We start from the raw sequence: 15633 nt of genomic DNA, 5'->3' as shown, positions 1-15633 counted from the left end.
GGAATATTCCATAAGAAAGGGCATACAAAATAAAAAAAGAATAAGAAATCGTTTTCACAAACATTTCATTTGAAAAATGTTATCAAACCCCCTACAATCACCTTATACTCACTCTTACAAGTTGCTATTTTAGGAGGACTAATCATGACAACTAGCAATACGTACAAATTTTATTTAAACGGAGAATGGAGAGAAAGCTCTTCAGGAGAAACAATTGAAATTCCATCTCCATACTTACACGAAGTAATTGGACAAGTACAAGCAATTACTCGCGGAGAAGTAGATGAAGCAATTGCATCTGCAAAAGAAGCTCAAAAATCATGGGCTGAAGCTTCCCTACAAGATCGCGCAAAATACTTATATAAATGGGCTGATGAGCTCGTAAATATGCAGGATGAAATTGCCGATATCATTATGAAAGAAGTCGGTAAAGGCTATAAAGATGCGAAGAAAGAAGTTGTTCGTACAGCTGACTTCATTCGTTACACGATCGAAGAAGCTTTACATATGCACGGAGAAAGCATGATGGGCGATAGCTTCCCTGGCGGAACGAAATCGAAACTTGCGATCATCCAACGCGCACCACTTGGTGTTGTATTAGCAATCGCACCATTTAACTACCCAGTAAACTTATCTGCTGCGAAACTTGCACCAGCATTAATTATGGGTAACGCTGTTATTTTCAAACCAGCAACTCAAGGTGCAATTAGTGGTATTAAAATGGTTGAAGCACTTCACAAAGCTGGCCTTCCAAAAGGTCTTGTAAACGTAGCGACAGGACGCGGTTCTGTAATTGGTGACTACTTAGTAGAACACGAAGGCATTAATATGGTATCGTTCACAGGTGGTACAAACACAGGTAAACATTTAGCGAAAAAAGCTTCAATGATTCCACTTGTATTAGAACTTGGTGGTAAAGATCCTGGTATCGTTCGTGAAGATGCTGACTTACAAGATGCTGCAAACCATATCGTAAGCGGTGCATTCTCTTACTCTGGTCAACGTTGTACAGCTATTAAACGTGTACTTGTACACGAAAACGTAGCAGACGAGCTTGTTAGCTTATTAAAAGCGCAAGTAGCTGAACTATCAGTTGGATCTCCAGAACAAGACAGCACAATCGTTCCATTAATCGACGACAAGTCTGCTGACTTCGTTCAAGGCTTAGTTGACGATGCTGTTGAAAAAGGTGCAACAATCGTTATTGGTAACAAACGTGAGCGTAACTTAATTTACCCAACATTAATCGACCACGTAACAGAAGAAATGAAAGTTGCTTGGGAAGAGCCATTTGGCCCAATCCTTCCAATCATTCGTGTTTCTTCAGATGAGCAAGCAATTGAAATTGCTAACAAATCAGAGTTCGGTCTGCAAGCAAGTGTCTTCACTAAAGACATTAACAAAGCATTTGCAATTGCTAACAAAATCGAAACTGGTTCTGTTCAAATTAACGGACGCACAGAGCGCGGCCCTGACCACTTCCCATTCATCGGTGTAAAAGGTTCAGGTATGGGAGCACAAGGTATTCGTAAGAGCCTTGAGTCTATGACACGTGAAAAAGTGACTGTATTAAACTTAGTTTAATCTTATATGTAGAAGCTGATCTAGTTTTAGATCAGCTTCTTTTCATGCTAAAATCTTATTCGTTTTTAATCACAAATTCTTCTCTATAATCTGATTATTACTATATCCATTGACGTATAAAAATACATTTGTTACTCTTAAAGACGTTAATTTAATATTTAAATCCTCATTCGTATCTCGGTGAGGTAGAGGTTGCAGTCATTAAGAGTATCATTTCAGGAGATGTAGTGGCATTGATGAAGGAATGAGAAAGGAATGGTTGCCGAAGTAAGTCGTGTCCACCATGCACGCTTGCTGGGTCTGCATTTAATAAGTGCAGAACTGTCACAAACGTTTCGTTTGTGGAGAGCTATCGAGAGGTATGTCGTGGGTTTCTTATAAGATAGAAAGCATGTAGCGGCAGATTACGTGCTTTTTTTGTTTTGTTTGGGACTTCTCTTCTCTACTAAGAAGACATACATATCTCCTCGCTTGACTTGGTTATACTAACTTTGGAGGTATTTTCTATGCAACAAAAAAAATGGGGCTTTTGGGTACTAACAGCTTTCGTTGTCGGTAACATGGTTGGCGCTGGTATTTTCATGGTGCCAAGTACGTTGGCACAAACAGCAAGCCCACTCGGTGTCACTTTAGCTTGGTTAACAACAGGGTTTGGTGTTTTAATGCTAGCTCTTGTTTTCGGTAATTTAGCAATTCGTCGTCCTGATTTAACGACAGGACCACAAAGTCATGCATATGCTTTATTCTCAACACCAAAAAAGAAAAAAATGGCTGGATTCAGTATGGTATGGGGATATTGGGTTGCAAACTGGGCAAGTAACGTTGCCATCATTACATCATTTGCGGGATATTTATCACTCTTCTTCCCAATTATGAAAGATACGCGACTACTATTTTCAATCGGTTCTTTTAACATAGAAGTCGGAAAACTAATTACATTTACGATTTGTTCCATCTTACTTTGGGGAACTCATATTATATTAACAAATGGTGTAAGCGGCGCTGGAAAACTAAACTTCTTAGCAACAACAACGAAAGTAACTGGATTCCTTTTATTCATCGTCGTTACGTTATTTGCATTCGAAGCTTCTAAGTTTGGACAATGGTACACGCCGATGATTGATAAATCAGGTGTATCACATGGTCTTCTTTCACAAGTAAATTTAGCTGCTCTTACAACGCTTTGGGCGTTTATCGGAATTGAATCAGCCGTTCTTTTATCAAACCGTGCTGTTTCTCCAAAAACGGTAAAACGTGCAACAGTTGCGGGATTACTTATTACAGTTGCGATTTACTTAGGAATTACAATTTTAACAATGGGTGTACTTCACGTTGATAAATTACAAGCTTCTGAACGTCCATTAGCAGATGCATTAAACGCTGCAATGGGTCATGGCGGCGGGAAACTGATGGCATTACTTGCTCTTACTTCCCTGTTCGGTTCTATCTTAGGCTGGATTTTATTAAGCTCAGAAGTACCATATCAAGCAGCAAAAGAAGGTTTCTTCCCTTCCTTCTTCACAAAAACAAATAAAAAAGGAAGTCCAATTTACTCATTACGATTAACAAACATTATGTCGCAAGTGTTCCTATTCTCAACATTATCAGGAACCATTGCGGAAGCTTATACATTCGTTATTACCGTATCAACACTGGCCTACCTCATTCCATATCTCGTTTCACCAATCTTCCAGTTAAAACTAGTCGCAACTGGTGAAACATATAAAAATGAAATGCGGGCAAGAATTACAGATGGCATAGTCGCAGTGATCGCACTTTGCTACGCACTATGGGTTATTAAAACGGGGGCATCCGATATAAAAACGTTCCTTCTCGGAATTGGTTTATTCGTAATCGGATTTGCCTTCTATCCATTAATGAATCGTGATCAGAAAAAAAATAACGAAAAGAAAAACGAGCAAGTTGCATAACGCAATTTGCTCGTTTTTTCTTTTGTAAAACATATATAATAGAACAAAGAGGTGAAAAACATGTCAATCGAATCGCTATGGAGCAGTCGCTTCCAACAACATATTCAAAATATCATTACATACTTTGCACGTATGATTAACGGTTTACTATATAGCTTTATCTTTATTTCATGCATTGGTGCATATTATTATGCTCAGTTTCTAAAAGCATCTCCTTCTAAAGGAATATCTTTAATAATTATAACGATTGTACTTACGTTCATTATAACTAGATGCCCTATCCGTACATTTATTCAAAAACCTGATGCTGTCTATTTGCTTGCAGTAGAAGAGAAACTAACATCCTATTTCAAAAAATCTCTTCTATACAATTACATCATTCAGCTTTTTCCATTATTATTTACGTTCCTTATTCTCGTACCACTTGCACTGCAATCATTGCAATTAACTGTACCTTTTTTGTGTACAATCTTTATCGTGTTAATGATTACGAAAGCTTGGAACATGTACATACATTGGATGTGGCGTGATAGTCACGACAAAAACATATGGCTGATCATCCGTATTACTGGTAACGCCTTAATCATTTACATGCTGTTTTATTCCGCAAATGTTCTCATATTGGGTGGATTACTCTTACTACTTGCTTTCCTGCTTGTATACACGAAAAAACAGCCTACAAAACGAATACCGTGGGATTACATAATCGAGCAAGAAGAAAAAATGAACGTTCGTTTTTATCAATTCGCTAGCATCTTCACTGATGTTCCGCAACTGAACAAACAAGTAAATAAAAGAAAATGGCTTACAAATTGGATCGAACCTTTATTACATAAAAAAAGAGCAATTTTCTTCTATTTACATACATTAGCATTTTTACGTGGGAATGATTATTTCGGTATATATATTCGCTTAGGATTGATCGGTGCTTTCGCCTTATATTTCATACCAAATATATACGTAAAAGGCGCTATCGCTTACATCGTTCTATATATGATTTCTATGCAGCTCCGTTCACTGTGGAAATATTTTTCAGGAAATATTATTGTAGCATTATATCCAATCCATACTGAAGAAAGGATGAAGCAATTTCTTAGCTTAATCTTTATATTGCTAAGCATTCAACTCATTGTATTTTCGAGTGTTATACTCATTGCTACAGGTCAATTTTTACATAGCCTTATCATTATGATTGTCGGGTTACTCTGGATCAAATTTATTATTGTACCAAAAACGAAGCAACGTGTTTCTTCGTTTTAACGAAAAGAAATATCTTAAAAGCCAAGGAGCAAATAAATTATCTCCTTGGCTTTTTTATTTTGCTTCCTCAAACAAGAATCACTGAAACAACCGATATTTTATGATTTTTACATACAAAAACGATAATACATGTTTACGTCCTAATAAAAAGGGTATTTATTAAATTAACAGGGCAAAGAAAGTGGAGGGAATGAAAAAATATGAATTCAAGTTTCACTTTATAAAAGGCATTGCTCAAGGATGATTCTGGAACCGACAATATAATGTAAGGAGCTGAATGCAATGAGTAAAAAAATTGCTATTTTAATAACGGATTATTTCGAGGACACAGAATACACAGAGCCGGTAGCAGCTTTTAATCAAAAGGAATATGAATTAACAACCATTGAAATGGAAAAAGGGAAAACAGTACACGGTAAGCAAGGAAAAAGTGAAGTCGTAATTGATAAAAGTATTGATGATGTTTCTCCAGAGAACTTTGATGCCCTCTTCATACCAGGTGGATTTTCCCCTGATATACTCCGTGCAGATGAGCGTTTTGTACGCTTTAGTAAAGCATTTATGGATGCGGACAAACCCGTTTTCGCTATTTGTCACGGACCTCAGCTACTCATCACTGCACAAACACTTGAAGGACGTGATGTAACTGGATATAAATCTATTGAAGTCGATTTAAAAAACGCTGGCGGGAACTTTCATGACAAAGAGGTTGTCGTATGCCAAAATCAATTAGTCACAAGTAGACAACCAGAAGATATACCGGCGTTTATTGAAGAATCGTTGCGTATATTAGGATAGATATTATAGGTTAACCAAAATAGCTAAATGGCTATTTTGGTTAACCTTTTTATTTGTATAAAAAACAAATAAAACCTCTTTTTCAATGATTTTGTGTAACACACTCTTTTCTCGTCCCAAAATTTCTAATCACTTTTCATAGTCATTTTTCATATAGTGAAAATGACTATATAATTCCTATCCATAAGTTAAATAATGATTTCGCACATATAAACAAAAAAGATGGGAGCCTAACTATGAACAATAATTCACCTTCTCCGCCCCAAGACAACTCCGAAAATAATAGCCGTGACATTACACTGCAAACATTACGAGTCATTGGACTCATCGTACTTATTAGTGGTTATATCCTCGTTGCTCTCTCAGAAGTAGGTGAGCTGAAAACCTTATTAACAAATCCGAATGCTAACCCTGATTTGGCTGAAGTTGATCCGTTCTAAAAATTATATAAAAAGCGAGTCCCAGTATAACTGGTTCGCTTTTATATAGTTTCATCCAATTTGAGAAACATTTCTCTCATCCTCATACTTCTCTTTCCCTATTGCCTTCATAAATAGTAAAATACTGCTCATACCAACGATAAAGTACAGAGCACTCATGCCCCAAGATGCAATAAATGAACCTAGCATAACACCTAATGCCCCGTTCATTTTTGCAACTTGAAAGACCATCCCGTTAATCGCCATATAAGAACCTCTCGCCTCATTTGGCACCATATCTGCCATAATAGATTGACGCACTGGCACATACATCATCTCGCCTACTGTTTGGAAAAGCCCTGCAATTAATAAAATCCATAAACTATTGCTCGTTCCGAGTATTGTAAATCCAATTGTATAAATGAATAAACCTACATATAAGATTTTCAAATCGTTGAAGCTTTTCAGCATTTTTATAAGAAGTGCTGAACATAACACAACTAAAATTGTATTCTCCGCTGAAATCCAGCTCAGCATTCGAATACCCGTTAAATCAAACGTAACACCATTACCGAAGAAAAATTGTACTGTTTCAAATTCCTTCTGCAAACGTACCCCTAAATAATTATTAATTTGAAACTCTAACGATAATGTACATATACTCGCTGCACAAAAAATTAAAAACGCTCTATCTTTCATTACGACTTTATAACTATCTGCCATATCTTTTAATACATTTTTCTTCTCTACTGTTTTTCTCGCTACATACACCTCTTCCATATATACAGCCATCACATATAAAGTCATAATGGCAACAAGCGTTAATACGATAAACAATTGTAGTCTATAGTTTTCAAATAGTAATCCACCAAATATCGCTCCAATCGCAATCGATAAATTAATAGCCCAGTAATTAATGCTGTACATCACTTTTCGATTTTCAGGTGTACTCACATCAATTAACATCGCCTCTGTCGCAGGATTCATAAGTCCAGACCCTAAACTATTCACTAACATAAACACAAATGTTAGCCATGGTGAGTCAACGTAATCCGAATTCGCAACTCCCATACAAGCAATGGAAATGACTTGTATACTTTGACCGATAATCATAACCTTTTTACGCCCAAGCCGGTCTCCAACATATCCACCGTATAAACCAATTACTAATGAAGCTATGACATTAATAAGTAGTAACGCACCAGCAATCGCACTACCTAACTTTATTGAAAAATAAATCGCCATAAATGGAAAAATCATCGTGGACACAGTACGTGTTAAAAACGAAGTTATAATTCTAATTTTTATATTTCGATGCATACTCCAAAATCCCATTGTTTCCCCCTCCTTATGCTTACTTATTTTACTTTGAAAAAAAGGAAGAAAAAGGTTAGAATATTCTAAAGAGTTTCCCCTTTTATGATAGAAGGAAGTGTATATATGAAAATTATGGAATATTACATTAGACTAAGACTACATGCACAAGATCAACAACATATGCGAAATAGCTTACAAGAATTAGCGGATGTTTTATATTGCAGTACGAAAAACGTAAAGATTTTATTAAAGAAAATGAGCGTGGAACAATTAATTCGCTGGACTCCAGGTCGAGGCCGCGGAAATAAAACGGAAATTCTATTTGTACATAACTTCGTAGAAGCAATTGAATCCCATACAGATGAACTGTTAGCGCAAGAAAAATTAAAGGATGTTTTTCTTCTTTTAAAAGAACCCCTACCCCTTGCACTTCAAAAAAAGATAGAAAATAAACTACATCATCATTTTGGATACGAACCTTCAAATGATATGTACGACGTATTAAAGATTCCTATATCGAGAAAGATTTTCCCATTAGATCCGGCTTTTGTGGCTGTAACTACAGAGAGCCATCTTACGAGTCAAATTTTTGATACGTTAGTCGTCTATAACGATGTTACTGAAAAAATGGAGCCTCACATTGCGCATACGTGGGAATTAAGTGAAGATGGACTTACGTGGACCTTTTATTTACGAAAAGATATATATTTTCATAACGAAACAATTTTAACTTCTAAAGATGTACAATTTTCATTTGAAAGACTAAAGCAAGTTCAATCTCCTTTTGAATGGTTAACAGAAGAAATTGTTCAAATTGAAACGCCATCACCACTGCAAATTCGATTCCATTTAGCGAAACCAAATTTATTTTTCTTACACTATGTAAGTTCAATGCAGCTCGCCATTTTACCGCGTGATACGAGTATTCAAAATCATCATTATATAGGTACTGGACCTTTCAAACTTGCTCATTACTCTGAAGATAATATCGTACTCGAAGCGTTCACCCATTATTTTAAAGAGCGCGCATTATTAGACCGTATTGAATTTTGGGGTATTCCTGACCATGTGCAAATAGATGCTGATTATGAACTACCAAACCAAGAGGAAAATGAAAGGCATGATATACAAATAGAAGAAATAGGTTGTATTTATGCTAGCTTCAACTTTACAAAATCTGATCCTCATCACGACATTTACTTTCGAAAAGCTTGGAGAGAACTATATGATGTTGAAATGATACTTCGTAACATAGAGGGTAGACGAACAATTGCTGCATCAAGCTTCTTCCCTGAAAGAAGTCGCCAAGCTTCTAAAAGATCTTACTCTTTAGAAAAAGCGAAAGAGTATTTAAAAAAGAGTACATATAATGGAGAAACGATACATATTTACTTCTTCGCATTTAAAGATAGTGCAAATGATGCATATTTCTTAAAAGAACGATGTGAAAGTTTAGGTATACAAGTAGAGCTTCACCCATTTCCCGTTTCAGATTATATGAACCGTTCTATCGATCAACATGCCGATATTATTTTCATGGGAGAAGTGTTTGCTGCCAATCATGAACTTGCCTTCTTAAATGTATTTAAAAATAAAAGTTGCTTCGTAAATCGGTTCATGGACCCACACTACGAAAAACAAATTAACTGTTTACTAGATACATTTTTACTAGAAGAAAATAAAGAAAAGCGTTATGAACTCATGTATGAGATTGAAGAGTTTTTACAAGTAGAACACATCATTTTATTTAACTATCACGTTTTAAAAAGAAAAACATACCCTTCTTCTTTAAAAAACGTAACAATTGATTCATTCGGTTGGGCAAATTTTGCGAAGTTATGGGTACAACCATCAACTCAGTAAACAATTTCAAAAAAAGAGGATGCTTACATAAGCTTCCTCTTTTTCACTATAAAACTATTGTGTTTACGATTTAATTACTTTAATACCTTTAATAATGTTCCAAATAAAGTAGTATATATCAACAAGAATACAAATACTTACTACAATTATCCCAGCAATATAAAATGGACCGTCAGGCTCTTTTAAACCCATACTTATAATTGCTAATACCGTTATCGCTATAAACGCAACAATTGTAGGAACAATATGTGTCCACAAAGCTTTTTGCGCATGTTTCTTTGTTTCAGCTCCCCCGAAAATCCATACGATAATTGGGAATAGAATAGGAGCAAATAAAATACTCCAATACGAAAAAGCAGCTACTAATTTATTTCCGTTCAAGTTTCTTCCTCCAAAACATTTGTTATTTATATTTGCGTAAAAGTATTAAGCGAGCATACTTAGTTCTGACTCTGATTTACTTTTTCTTTCCGTATGTCATATAACGCCACACTTTTTCTAACGGTCCCATTTTAAAGAATTTAAACCAAATGAACGTATAAAGAATTTGAATACCAAATATAAGGAACGCTATCCAAACCGTTTGTGTCGGTGAAGCCATCTCAATATTCATAAATGACATGATGGCTAATCCAATAAAGCTTTGCGCTACATAATTCGTAAGTGCCATTCTTCCTACATATCCTACAGGAGTAAGTGCTGTAGCAATTCTCTTACTTTCTAATAACGAAAACATTGTGCACAAGTAGAAAATGACTGCTGGAATACTACTTAATGCAATAATAAGAGGTAGCTGTTTATGATTCGAGTAAGATGCCACCCAAATCCAAATTCCTCCCCCAATAAAGAAAGGCAATGTCACCAGCTGAGCTTTTTGAATTTGTTTTTTCATTCCGCTTATATTTCGAATCCAATCCGCTTTTGCTACTCCAAAACCAGCTAAAAACATAATGAAAATTAGCGTAGAATCGGATGTTAACGTTTTTGCAATTGCTACAATTTGCTGTTGTTCTGGAATCAATAATTCTATAACAATTGATAATAAGTAAATTAATGAAATACCCGACACCCACTTACCAATCGTTGAAATCGATGCATTATAAAATGGGAGAAGTAAAAAACCAATTAGTGCATAAAAAGGCAAAATTGTTCCCCAGAAAATGAAAGCATGTATAATCCCAATAAGAAATAGAGAAAATAGACGACGTGAAAATCTTCGTCTAGGATTGTCCCCTCTCGCTTCAACACGTGATGCGAATATATAAAAACCTATCCCAAATAAAAATGAAAAAATAGAAAAGAATTTTTTTGTAACAAAAATGGAAATCAAAGTATTAACAGCCATGTCTAGAGTGCTATACTGTGGAGCGCTATAATTCCCTTCTGTCACTATTGTAAATGCTGGTATGTTAATAAATAAAATACCGAGCAATGCAAACCCACGAATAATATCCAGTGATACTATCCTATTATTTGAAGGTATTGTTTTATTCATGTTCTCCTCCTGATGATTGCTGTAAAATTAATTTTCTTTTAAAAGTATACTTAAGTATCTTTCTGGACCAGACGGTTCGGTCTGTTTTTTCTTATTATATATCCTCTCCTTTTATTTTTATAACCATTTATACGAATTCCACCTCCTCAAAAAATCTTACTTTAAGTATGATTCATTGTAACTTTCTCTACAATTTTTTTTCCTTACAACAGTCTTACAAATTTGTCATCTTATCAACCTACAAGTTCAGATGACAAATATCCCTACACAAACGTGCAGGGATATAGACTATTATTGAATGACTTCTTCCAAATGATTCTTCACGTCCACTAAAAACTTCTCAATATCCGGATTCTTCACCACATCATAACAAGCAAAACTCTTTAACGGACTCATACCGAGAAACTTTTGCACGCGGTGTAAATGACTAAGCGCTGATTCTAAACTTTCTCCTTCAAAGAACTTCGTCTTATCTCCAAATGCTTTTTCAGGTGCATTCCAAGTTGTAGAGAACATATACTCTTTCTCTTTTAATAAACCACCTGTTCCATATTCATCTGCACCTTTAAAGAACAAACCGTATTCATACACTTCATCCATATACGTTTTAAATAATCCTGGAACACTAAACCAATAAATCGGTGTTTGATAAATCACAACATCAGCCCATAAAAATTTATCTTGTTCTTCTTTTATATTGTATCCATCTTGAATTGTTGTTGTTTTCACTTGATGGTTCTCGCTTAATACCGTTACCATATGATCCACTAACGTTTTATTTAATCGTCCTTCCTTTGTACCGTATTTTTCATGTCCATTTATAATAAATATATTTTTCATTACTTTTCTCTCCCCTATATGATCTACTCTTCAGCTATTAAGCCAAGTTGCTGCTGTAGTGTAAGATTATCTTCTAAATGCCAATCTTCCGTTATCTTTCCGTCTTTCACATGTAAAATATCAATTGCAAAAAAATTAATTTCCTTACCATTATGCGTTCCTGTAAAAGAAAGACGGGCTGTTACTTTATCACCAACAACCAATAAGTCTTCAATCTCGCAATGTATATCAGGCACAACTTTACGAAAATTTTGCGCTGCAAACTTTAATCCTTCAATGCCTTGTGGTCGCCCTTTCGGCAATGTATTATCGAAAAAATTTTCAGTAACAGTCTGCGGAATAATTTCCTCCTTACCTGTATCCCAAAATGCATAAAAACGCTGCGCCGCATGAACCATTTCTGTCGCTTCTTTTTTACTTATTGAGGGATCAATTGTCATTACTTTTGGCTTTGGCATTTCTTTTAATAACTGGACTTCAGTTTTCTCTTCCACACCGCAAGCTACAAGCACAATACAAATAACAAACAAACTAAGAAATCCAAATAACTTTTTCATCCCCATAGAAATCACCACCTCCTTATATAAATCCTTTTTGTTTCGTATTGCTATTGTATATGCACTAACTTCCTTTATGGAAGTAGTGATATTTTTTTCATATAGTTACTAAAAGTATAGTTTTGTGATACTATAAAGCAAATTCATCCAAAAAAATTTTATGGAGGCTAGTTCCATGAACAATATAGATCCAGTTGAATTAACGAAAGGTTTACCTGGCATACCTTGTCCTATCGCTAAAACCCTTGATGTAATTAGTACAAAATGGACGTTTTTAATCATTCGTGATCTTCTTATCGAAGGAACATTACGCTTTAGTGATTTACAAAAATCAATGAATGGTATTAGTCCAAAAACATTATCGCTTCGACTAAAAGAATTAGAATCGCAAGGCATTATAACGAGAAAAGTATATCCAGAAGTTCCGCCTCGTGTAGAGTACACATTAACGGATAAAGGAAAGCAATTAGAGGGGATTTTTATTGAATTAAAACGGTTTGGATTAAGTTTATAAAACAAAAACCCCTTACCGTCGTAAGGGGTTTTATTACTTCGCAAAACTTTCAGCCAACTGTTTCTCTCTCCACATAAATGTAATAGCGAGACCAACTATTAAAACAACTCCTGAAAATGCATATGGATAATGAATATTCATATCAAATAATATTCCGCCCATCGCTGGTCCTGCGATATTTCCTAAACTCGTATAAGTCGAGTTCATTCCAGCAACGAATCCTTGCTCTTTTCCAGCTGCTTTTGATAAAAACGTCGTTAAAGCTGGACGAAGTAAATCAAATGCTAAGAAAATGAAGCAAGTAACGAGAAGTACAATCCAATAATTAAAGACTACAGTTGAGACGAATGCTAATACTGCCCCTACAATTAAACATATTTGGATTAATACTTTCTCACCGAACATGTCTACTAATTTGCCAAACATAAATACTTGCACAACTACCCCAAAGATTGAACTAATTGTAATAATTGCTGCAATATCTTTCGGCGAGAAGCCAAATTTATGATCAGAGAACAAGCTAAACACTGTTTCATACGCTGATAATCCGAATGCGAGTACAAATACGATAATAAATGCAATTGCATACATTGGATGTAATGATTTCTTTAAATCACCAATAAAACTTGATTCCTTCGTATTAGAAGAAATCTCTGCAAGTTCTTCTTTCGTTAACGGTTCTTTTAAAATAAAGATCGAAATCACACATGCTATAAAGGCAATTGCTGCTGCAACAAAAAACGGCACACGTATACCGTATTCTGCAATAAATCCGCCGATTCCAGGCCCTATAATGAATCCAGTACTAATAGCTGCAGATAAGTATCCCATCGCCTTTGGACGTTCCTGAATAGATGTAATATCCGCAACATATGCCGTAACACCAGGCATAATAAACGCAGCACTAATTCCGCCTAACACCCTTGCTACATAAAGCATCCATACATCTTTTCCCAATCCAAAAAGAAGCTCTGAAACACCAAAAATAAATAATCCAATGATTATCATTTTCTTCCTACCGTAAAGATCAACCCATCGGCCTGTAATAGGTGAAGTAATGAGCTGTGCCATTGCAAATACTGCAACGAGATATCCCATCGTCTTCCCTGTTAAACCCATATCATTCATAAAGGACGGCATAACCGGAATGATTAATCCAATCCCTAGAAAAGCGATAAATATATTACTCAAAAGAATGACCAATACCATCTTTTGCTCTTTTATCGGTTTCTTCACTTTTTAACACCTCTTCCCGTAAGTTCCTCTCAAAAAATAATGCCCAAGAAGCTTTTTCTTTATCCTGCTCTTTGCGGGCTAGTAATGAGTGAAGATGCCTCCACTCATTAGAATTTCACTCTATCCTTCCACACATACATAAGCATTAGGTGAATGACTATCATTCAGTTTTCCTCAAAAATGAACCTACCTTTTCAGACAGGTTCATCTTACTACTTCTTTATATGTAGTGCATGTGTTAAAAAATCTAGTACTTCTGCCTTTTGTAGCTCAACTTGCTCATCATCTTTATGATCATATAAATAAACTTGTTCCGCTGCTGATTCAACAAGAGCGATAAATAACTTCGCTGTTCGTTCTGCGTGAACCGAATCACGAATTTCACCAGCTTCTTTCGCCCCACTTAAAAATTCACTTAACCACATATAAAGAGGCTCATACACAGCTTCCCACTCTTTTATATGTTCTGTAGATGCAAGACCCGCATACATTAAAGCTTGTATTTCACGGTATTCCTCTATAAAGTGAAACACTGCATCGATTACTTGTGCCACTTTATTTGAAAAAGGTACATCTTTTTGTACTTTCTCTTTCACTGCAAGTATCATCTTTTCAACCATCACTTCTGCTATTGCAGGCATAACAGATAGCTTAGAAGGAAAATATAAATAGAAAGTTCCTTGCGCAATGCCAGCTAATTTCACGATATCAGAAATCTTCGTTTTTTCGACGCCCTTTTCCTGAAACACTTCAATAGCTGCATAGACAATTTTCTCTTTTTTATTCATCATCTAAACCCTTTCACACGCATATTGAATGACTGTCACTCATTTTATAAGATAATTGATTGTACTGTCAATGATAGTGAACTCTAAGAGGAAGTCATTTTTTTTATAATAAAATCTCCTAATAAACAATTAGGAGATAAAAATACAATATATCTTTAAGAAAGTGCCTTTAATCCTGTCACTCCACATACAATAAGAAACACACTAATAATACGCGCTTTGCTTTTCGACTCACCAAACAAGAACATGTTTAACAAAACTGCACCTGCTGTTCCAATACCAATCCAAACCGCATACGCGACACTTACTTGTAAAAATAAGAAGGAAGTATACAAAAATGCGAAGGATGTAGCAAACCCGCCTATATAAATCGCACCATTGGCTAATGTCTTATCTTTACTATACATTTTAAGTCCTATCACACCGACTATTTCACTAATTGCAGCACAAAATACGAAAAACCAACCCATCTTTAAGCAGCTCCTTCCACAGTTTCTTCTTTATTATCAGCTAGCTTTAAACCGATAACGCCAGCTACAACCATCACGATAAAGAATAATTTTCCTACACTGAAACTCCCGCCGAAAAGGAATACATCCATTAAGAAAGTACCTACCGTACCAGCTCCGGCGAAAACAGCATATACAGTCCCGGTTGCAAGATGTTCACACGCTTTAGAAAGGAAGTGAAAATCAACAGCGATAACTCCTAAAATAATAATCCAATGCCACCAAGTATTAGCCGTATTAAAACCAAACACCCAAAAAATTTCAAAGATACATGTTAATATGACATATAACCAAGCTCTATTTTTCATACCTCTCACCTCTTATGACTGACTATCAGTCATTTTTGTTTTAAAAAAATATACTCTTTCATCAATACTATATAAAAACAACTATCATCCTCATTTACCATTGTATTTGTTCCATTTTTAAACTAACTACATCCTGTCACATAAAAAATGACTGAATGTCATTCATATATATTGTACATGAACATTTTAAAAACTGTCAATGCCGAAAGTTTTT

Annotated in this window: 16 protein-coding genes and 1 riboswitch; of the genes, 7 read left to right on the top strand and 9 right to left on the bottom strand. The window is 35.3% G+C overall.

What is annotated here, in order from left to right:
- Positions 1-144: 144 nt before the first annotated feature.
- From gapN to AC241_RS04460, 5 genes are all read left to right on the top strand, one after another.
- Positions 145-1584 (top strand): NADP-dependent glyceraldehyde-3-phosphate dehydrogenase, encoded by a 1440-nt coding sequence (gapN, locus tag AC241_RS04480; RefSeq protein WP_000213634.1) that lies wholly within the window; start codon positions 145-147, stop codon positions 1582-1584.
- Between the two features lie 178 nt (positions 1585-1762).
- Positions 1763-1944, top strand: a riboswitch (Lysine riboswitch).
- 146 nt (positions 1945-2090) lie between these two features.
- The gene (locus tag AC241_RS04475; protein ID WP_016082719.1) at positions 2091-3515 is read left to right on the top strand and encodes an amino acid permease; all 1425 of its coding nucleotides are present in this window, start codon (positions 2091-2093) and stop codon (positions 3513-3515) included.
- 60 nt (positions 3516-3575) lie between these two features.
- Positions 3576-4775 carry an ABC transporter permease gene (locus AC241_RS04470; RefSeq protein ID WP_050842654.1) on the top strand — a complete coding sequence of 400 codons (1200 nt, stop codon included), beginning with the start codon at positions 3576-3578 and terminating at the stop codon, positions 4773-4775.
- Between the two features lie 282 nt (positions 4776-5057).
- Entirely contained in the window at positions 5058-5573 is a 516-nt protein-coding gene (locus tag AC241_RS04465; protein WP_043936798.1) for a type 1 glutamine amidotransferase domain-containing protein, read from the top strand.
- Between the two features lie 236 nt (positions 5574-5809).
- On the top strand, positions 5810-6013 hold the full coding sequence (locus tag AC241_RS04460) for a hypothetical protein (RefSeq protein ID WP_050842652.1): 204 nt from the start codon (positions 5810-5812) through the stop codon (positions 6011-6013).
- Between the two features lie 51 nt (positions 6014-6064).
- On the opposite strand, the gene AC241_RS04455 is transcribed toward AC241_RS04460, so the two are convergent.
- Complete coding sequence (locus tag AC241_RS04455; protein WP_043936796.1) at positions 6065-7327, bottom strand: MDR family MFS transporter; 1263 nt, start codon at positions 7325-7327, stop codon at positions 6065-6067.
- A gap of 84 nt (positions 7328-7411) precedes the next feature.
- Here AC241_RS04455 and AC241_RS04450 point away from each other — a divergent pair, with 84 nt between their 5' ends.
- The gene (locus AC241_RS04450) at positions 7412-9172 is read left to right on the top strand and encodes an SgrR family transcriptional regulator (RefSeq protein WP_155417046.1); all 1761 of its coding nucleotides are present in this window, start codon (positions 7412-7414) and stop codon (positions 9170-9172) included.
- 63 nt (positions 9173-9235) lie between these two features.
- Here the strand turns inward: AC241_RS04450 and AC241_RS04445 are convergent, their stop codons facing one another.
- The 4 genes from AC241_RS04445 to AC241_RS04430 form a co-directional block, all read right to left on the bottom strand.
- Complete coding sequence (locus tag AC241_RS04445; protein WP_050842650.1) at positions 9236-9553, bottom strand: magnetosome magnetite crystal formation protein family; 318 nt, start codon at positions 9551-9553, stop codon at positions 9236-9238.
- Positions 9554-9629: 76 nt separating this feature from the next.
- Positions 9630-10667, bottom strand: a complete 1038-nt coding sequence (locus AC241_RS04440) for a DUF418 domain-containing protein (protein ID WP_050842649.1) — start codon at positions 10665-10667, stop codon at positions 9630-9632.
- A gap of 291 nt (positions 10668-10958) precedes the next feature.
- A complete protein-coding gene (locus AC241_RS04435; RefSeq protein WP_050842646.1) occupies positions 10959-11507 on the bottom strand; it encodes an NAD(P)H-dependent oxidoreductase in 549 nt (182 codons plus the stop codon).
- Positions 11508-11530: 23 nt separating this feature from the next.
- The gene (locus tag AC241_RS04430; protein WP_050842644.1) at positions 11531-12070 is read right to left on the bottom strand and encodes an ester cyclase; all 540 of its coding nucleotides are present in this window, start codon (positions 12068-12070) and stop codon (positions 11531-11533) included.
- Between the two features lie 169 nt (positions 12071-12239).
- On the opposite strand from AC241_RS04430, the gene AC241_RS04425 reads away from it, so the two are divergent.
- The gene (locus AC241_RS04425) at positions 12240-12578 is read left to right on the top strand and encodes a winged helix-turn-helix transcriptional regulator (RefSeq protein ID WP_001059472.1); all 339 of its coding nucleotides are present in this window, start codon (positions 12240-12242) and stop codon (positions 12576-12578) included.
- A 33-nt stretch (positions 12579-12611) separates the two neighbouring features.
- On the opposite strand, the gene AC241_RS04420 is transcribed toward AC241_RS04425, so the two are convergent.
- The 4 genes from AC241_RS04420 to AC241_RS04405 form a co-directional block, all read right to left on the bottom strand.
- Positions 12612-13814 carry an MFS transporter gene (locus tag AC241_RS04420; protein WP_048655892.1) on the bottom strand — a complete coding sequence of 401 codons (1203 nt, stop codon included), beginning with the start codon at positions 13812-13814 and terminating at the stop codon, positions 12612-12614.
- A gap of 212 nt (positions 13815-14026) precedes the next feature.
- Complete coding sequence (locus tag AC241_RS04415) at positions 14027-14605, bottom strand: TetR/AcrR family transcriptional regulator (protein WP_002162922.1); 579 nt, start codon at positions 14603-14605, stop codon at positions 14027-14029.
- Positions 14606-14757: 152 nt separating this feature from the next.
- On the bottom strand, positions 14758-15072 hold the full coding sequence (locus AC241_RS04410) for a DMT family transporter (protein ID WP_000539671.1): 315 nt from the start codon (positions 15070-15072) through the stop codon (positions 14758-14760).
- A gap of 2 nt (positions 15073-15074) precedes the next feature.
- Positions 15075-15419 (bottom strand): DMT family transporter, encoded by a 345-nt coding sequence (locus AC241_RS04405; RefSeq protein WP_000796022.1) that lies wholly within the window; start codon positions 15417-15419, stop codon positions 15075-15077.
- Positions 15420-15633 lie beyond the last annotated feature (214 nt).

This window comes from Bacillus thuringiensis (assembly GCF_001182785.1).
Taxonomy (GTDB): Bacteria; Bacillota; Bacilli; order Bacillales; family Bacillaceae_G; genus Bacillus_A; species Bacillus_A thuringiensis_S.
This window is presented reverse-complemented; position numbering and strand designations above follow the sequence as displayed.

Coding starts and splice junctions, on each gene's coding strand:
- AC241_RS04410 (WP_000539671.1), bottom strand. CDS start 15,072: ATGGGTTGGTTTTTCGTATTTTGTGCTGCAATTAGTGAAATAGTCGGT.
- AC241_RS04405 (WP_000796022.1), bottom strand. CDS start 15,419: ATGAAAAATAGAGCTTGGTTATATGTCATATTAACATGTATCTTTGAA.
- AC241_RS04455 (WP_043936796.1), bottom strand. CDS start 7,327: ATGGGATTTTGGAGTATGCATCGAAATATAAAAATTAGAATTATAACT.
- AC241_RS04415 (WP_002162922.1), bottom strand. CDS start 14,605: ATGATGAATAAAAAAGAGAAAATTGTCTATGCAGCTATTGAAGTGTTT.
- gapN (WP_000213634.1), top strand. CDS start 145: ATGACAACTAGCAATACGTACAAATTTTATTTAAACGGAGAATGGAGA.
- AC241_RS04440 (WP_050842649.1), bottom strand. CDS start 10,667: ATGAATAAAACAATACCTTCAAATAATAGGATAGTATCACTGGATATT.
- AC241_RS04430 (WP_050842644.1), bottom strand. CDS start 12,070: ATGGGGATGAAAAAGTTATTTGGATTTCTTAGTTTGTTTGTTATTTGT.
- AC241_RS04450 (WP_155417046.1), top strand. CDS start 7,412: ATGATAGAAGGAAGTGTATATATGAAAATTATGGAATATTACATTAGA.
- AC241_RS04435 (WP_050842646.1), bottom strand. CDS start 11,507: ATGAAAAATATATTTATTATAAATGGACATGAAAAATACGGTACAAAG.
- AC241_RS04465 (WP_043936798.1), top strand. CDS start 5,058: ATGAGTAAAAAAATTGCTATTTTAATAACGGATTATTTCGAGGACACA.
- AC241_RS04470 (WP_050842654.1), top strand. CDS start 3,576: ATGTCAATCGAATCGCTATGGAGCAGTCGCTTCCAACAACATATTCAA.
- AC241_RS04475 (WP_016082719.1), top strand. CDS start 2,091: ATGCAACAAAAAAAATGGGGCTTTTGGGTACTAACAGCTTTCGTTGTC.
- AC241_RS04425 (WP_001059472.1), top strand. CDS start 12,240: ATGAACAATATAGATCCAGTTGAATTAACGAAAGGTTTACCTGGCATA.
- AC241_RS04460 (WP_050842652.1), top strand. CDS start 5,810: ATGAACAATAATTCACCTTCTCCGCCCCAAGACAACTCCGAAAATAAT.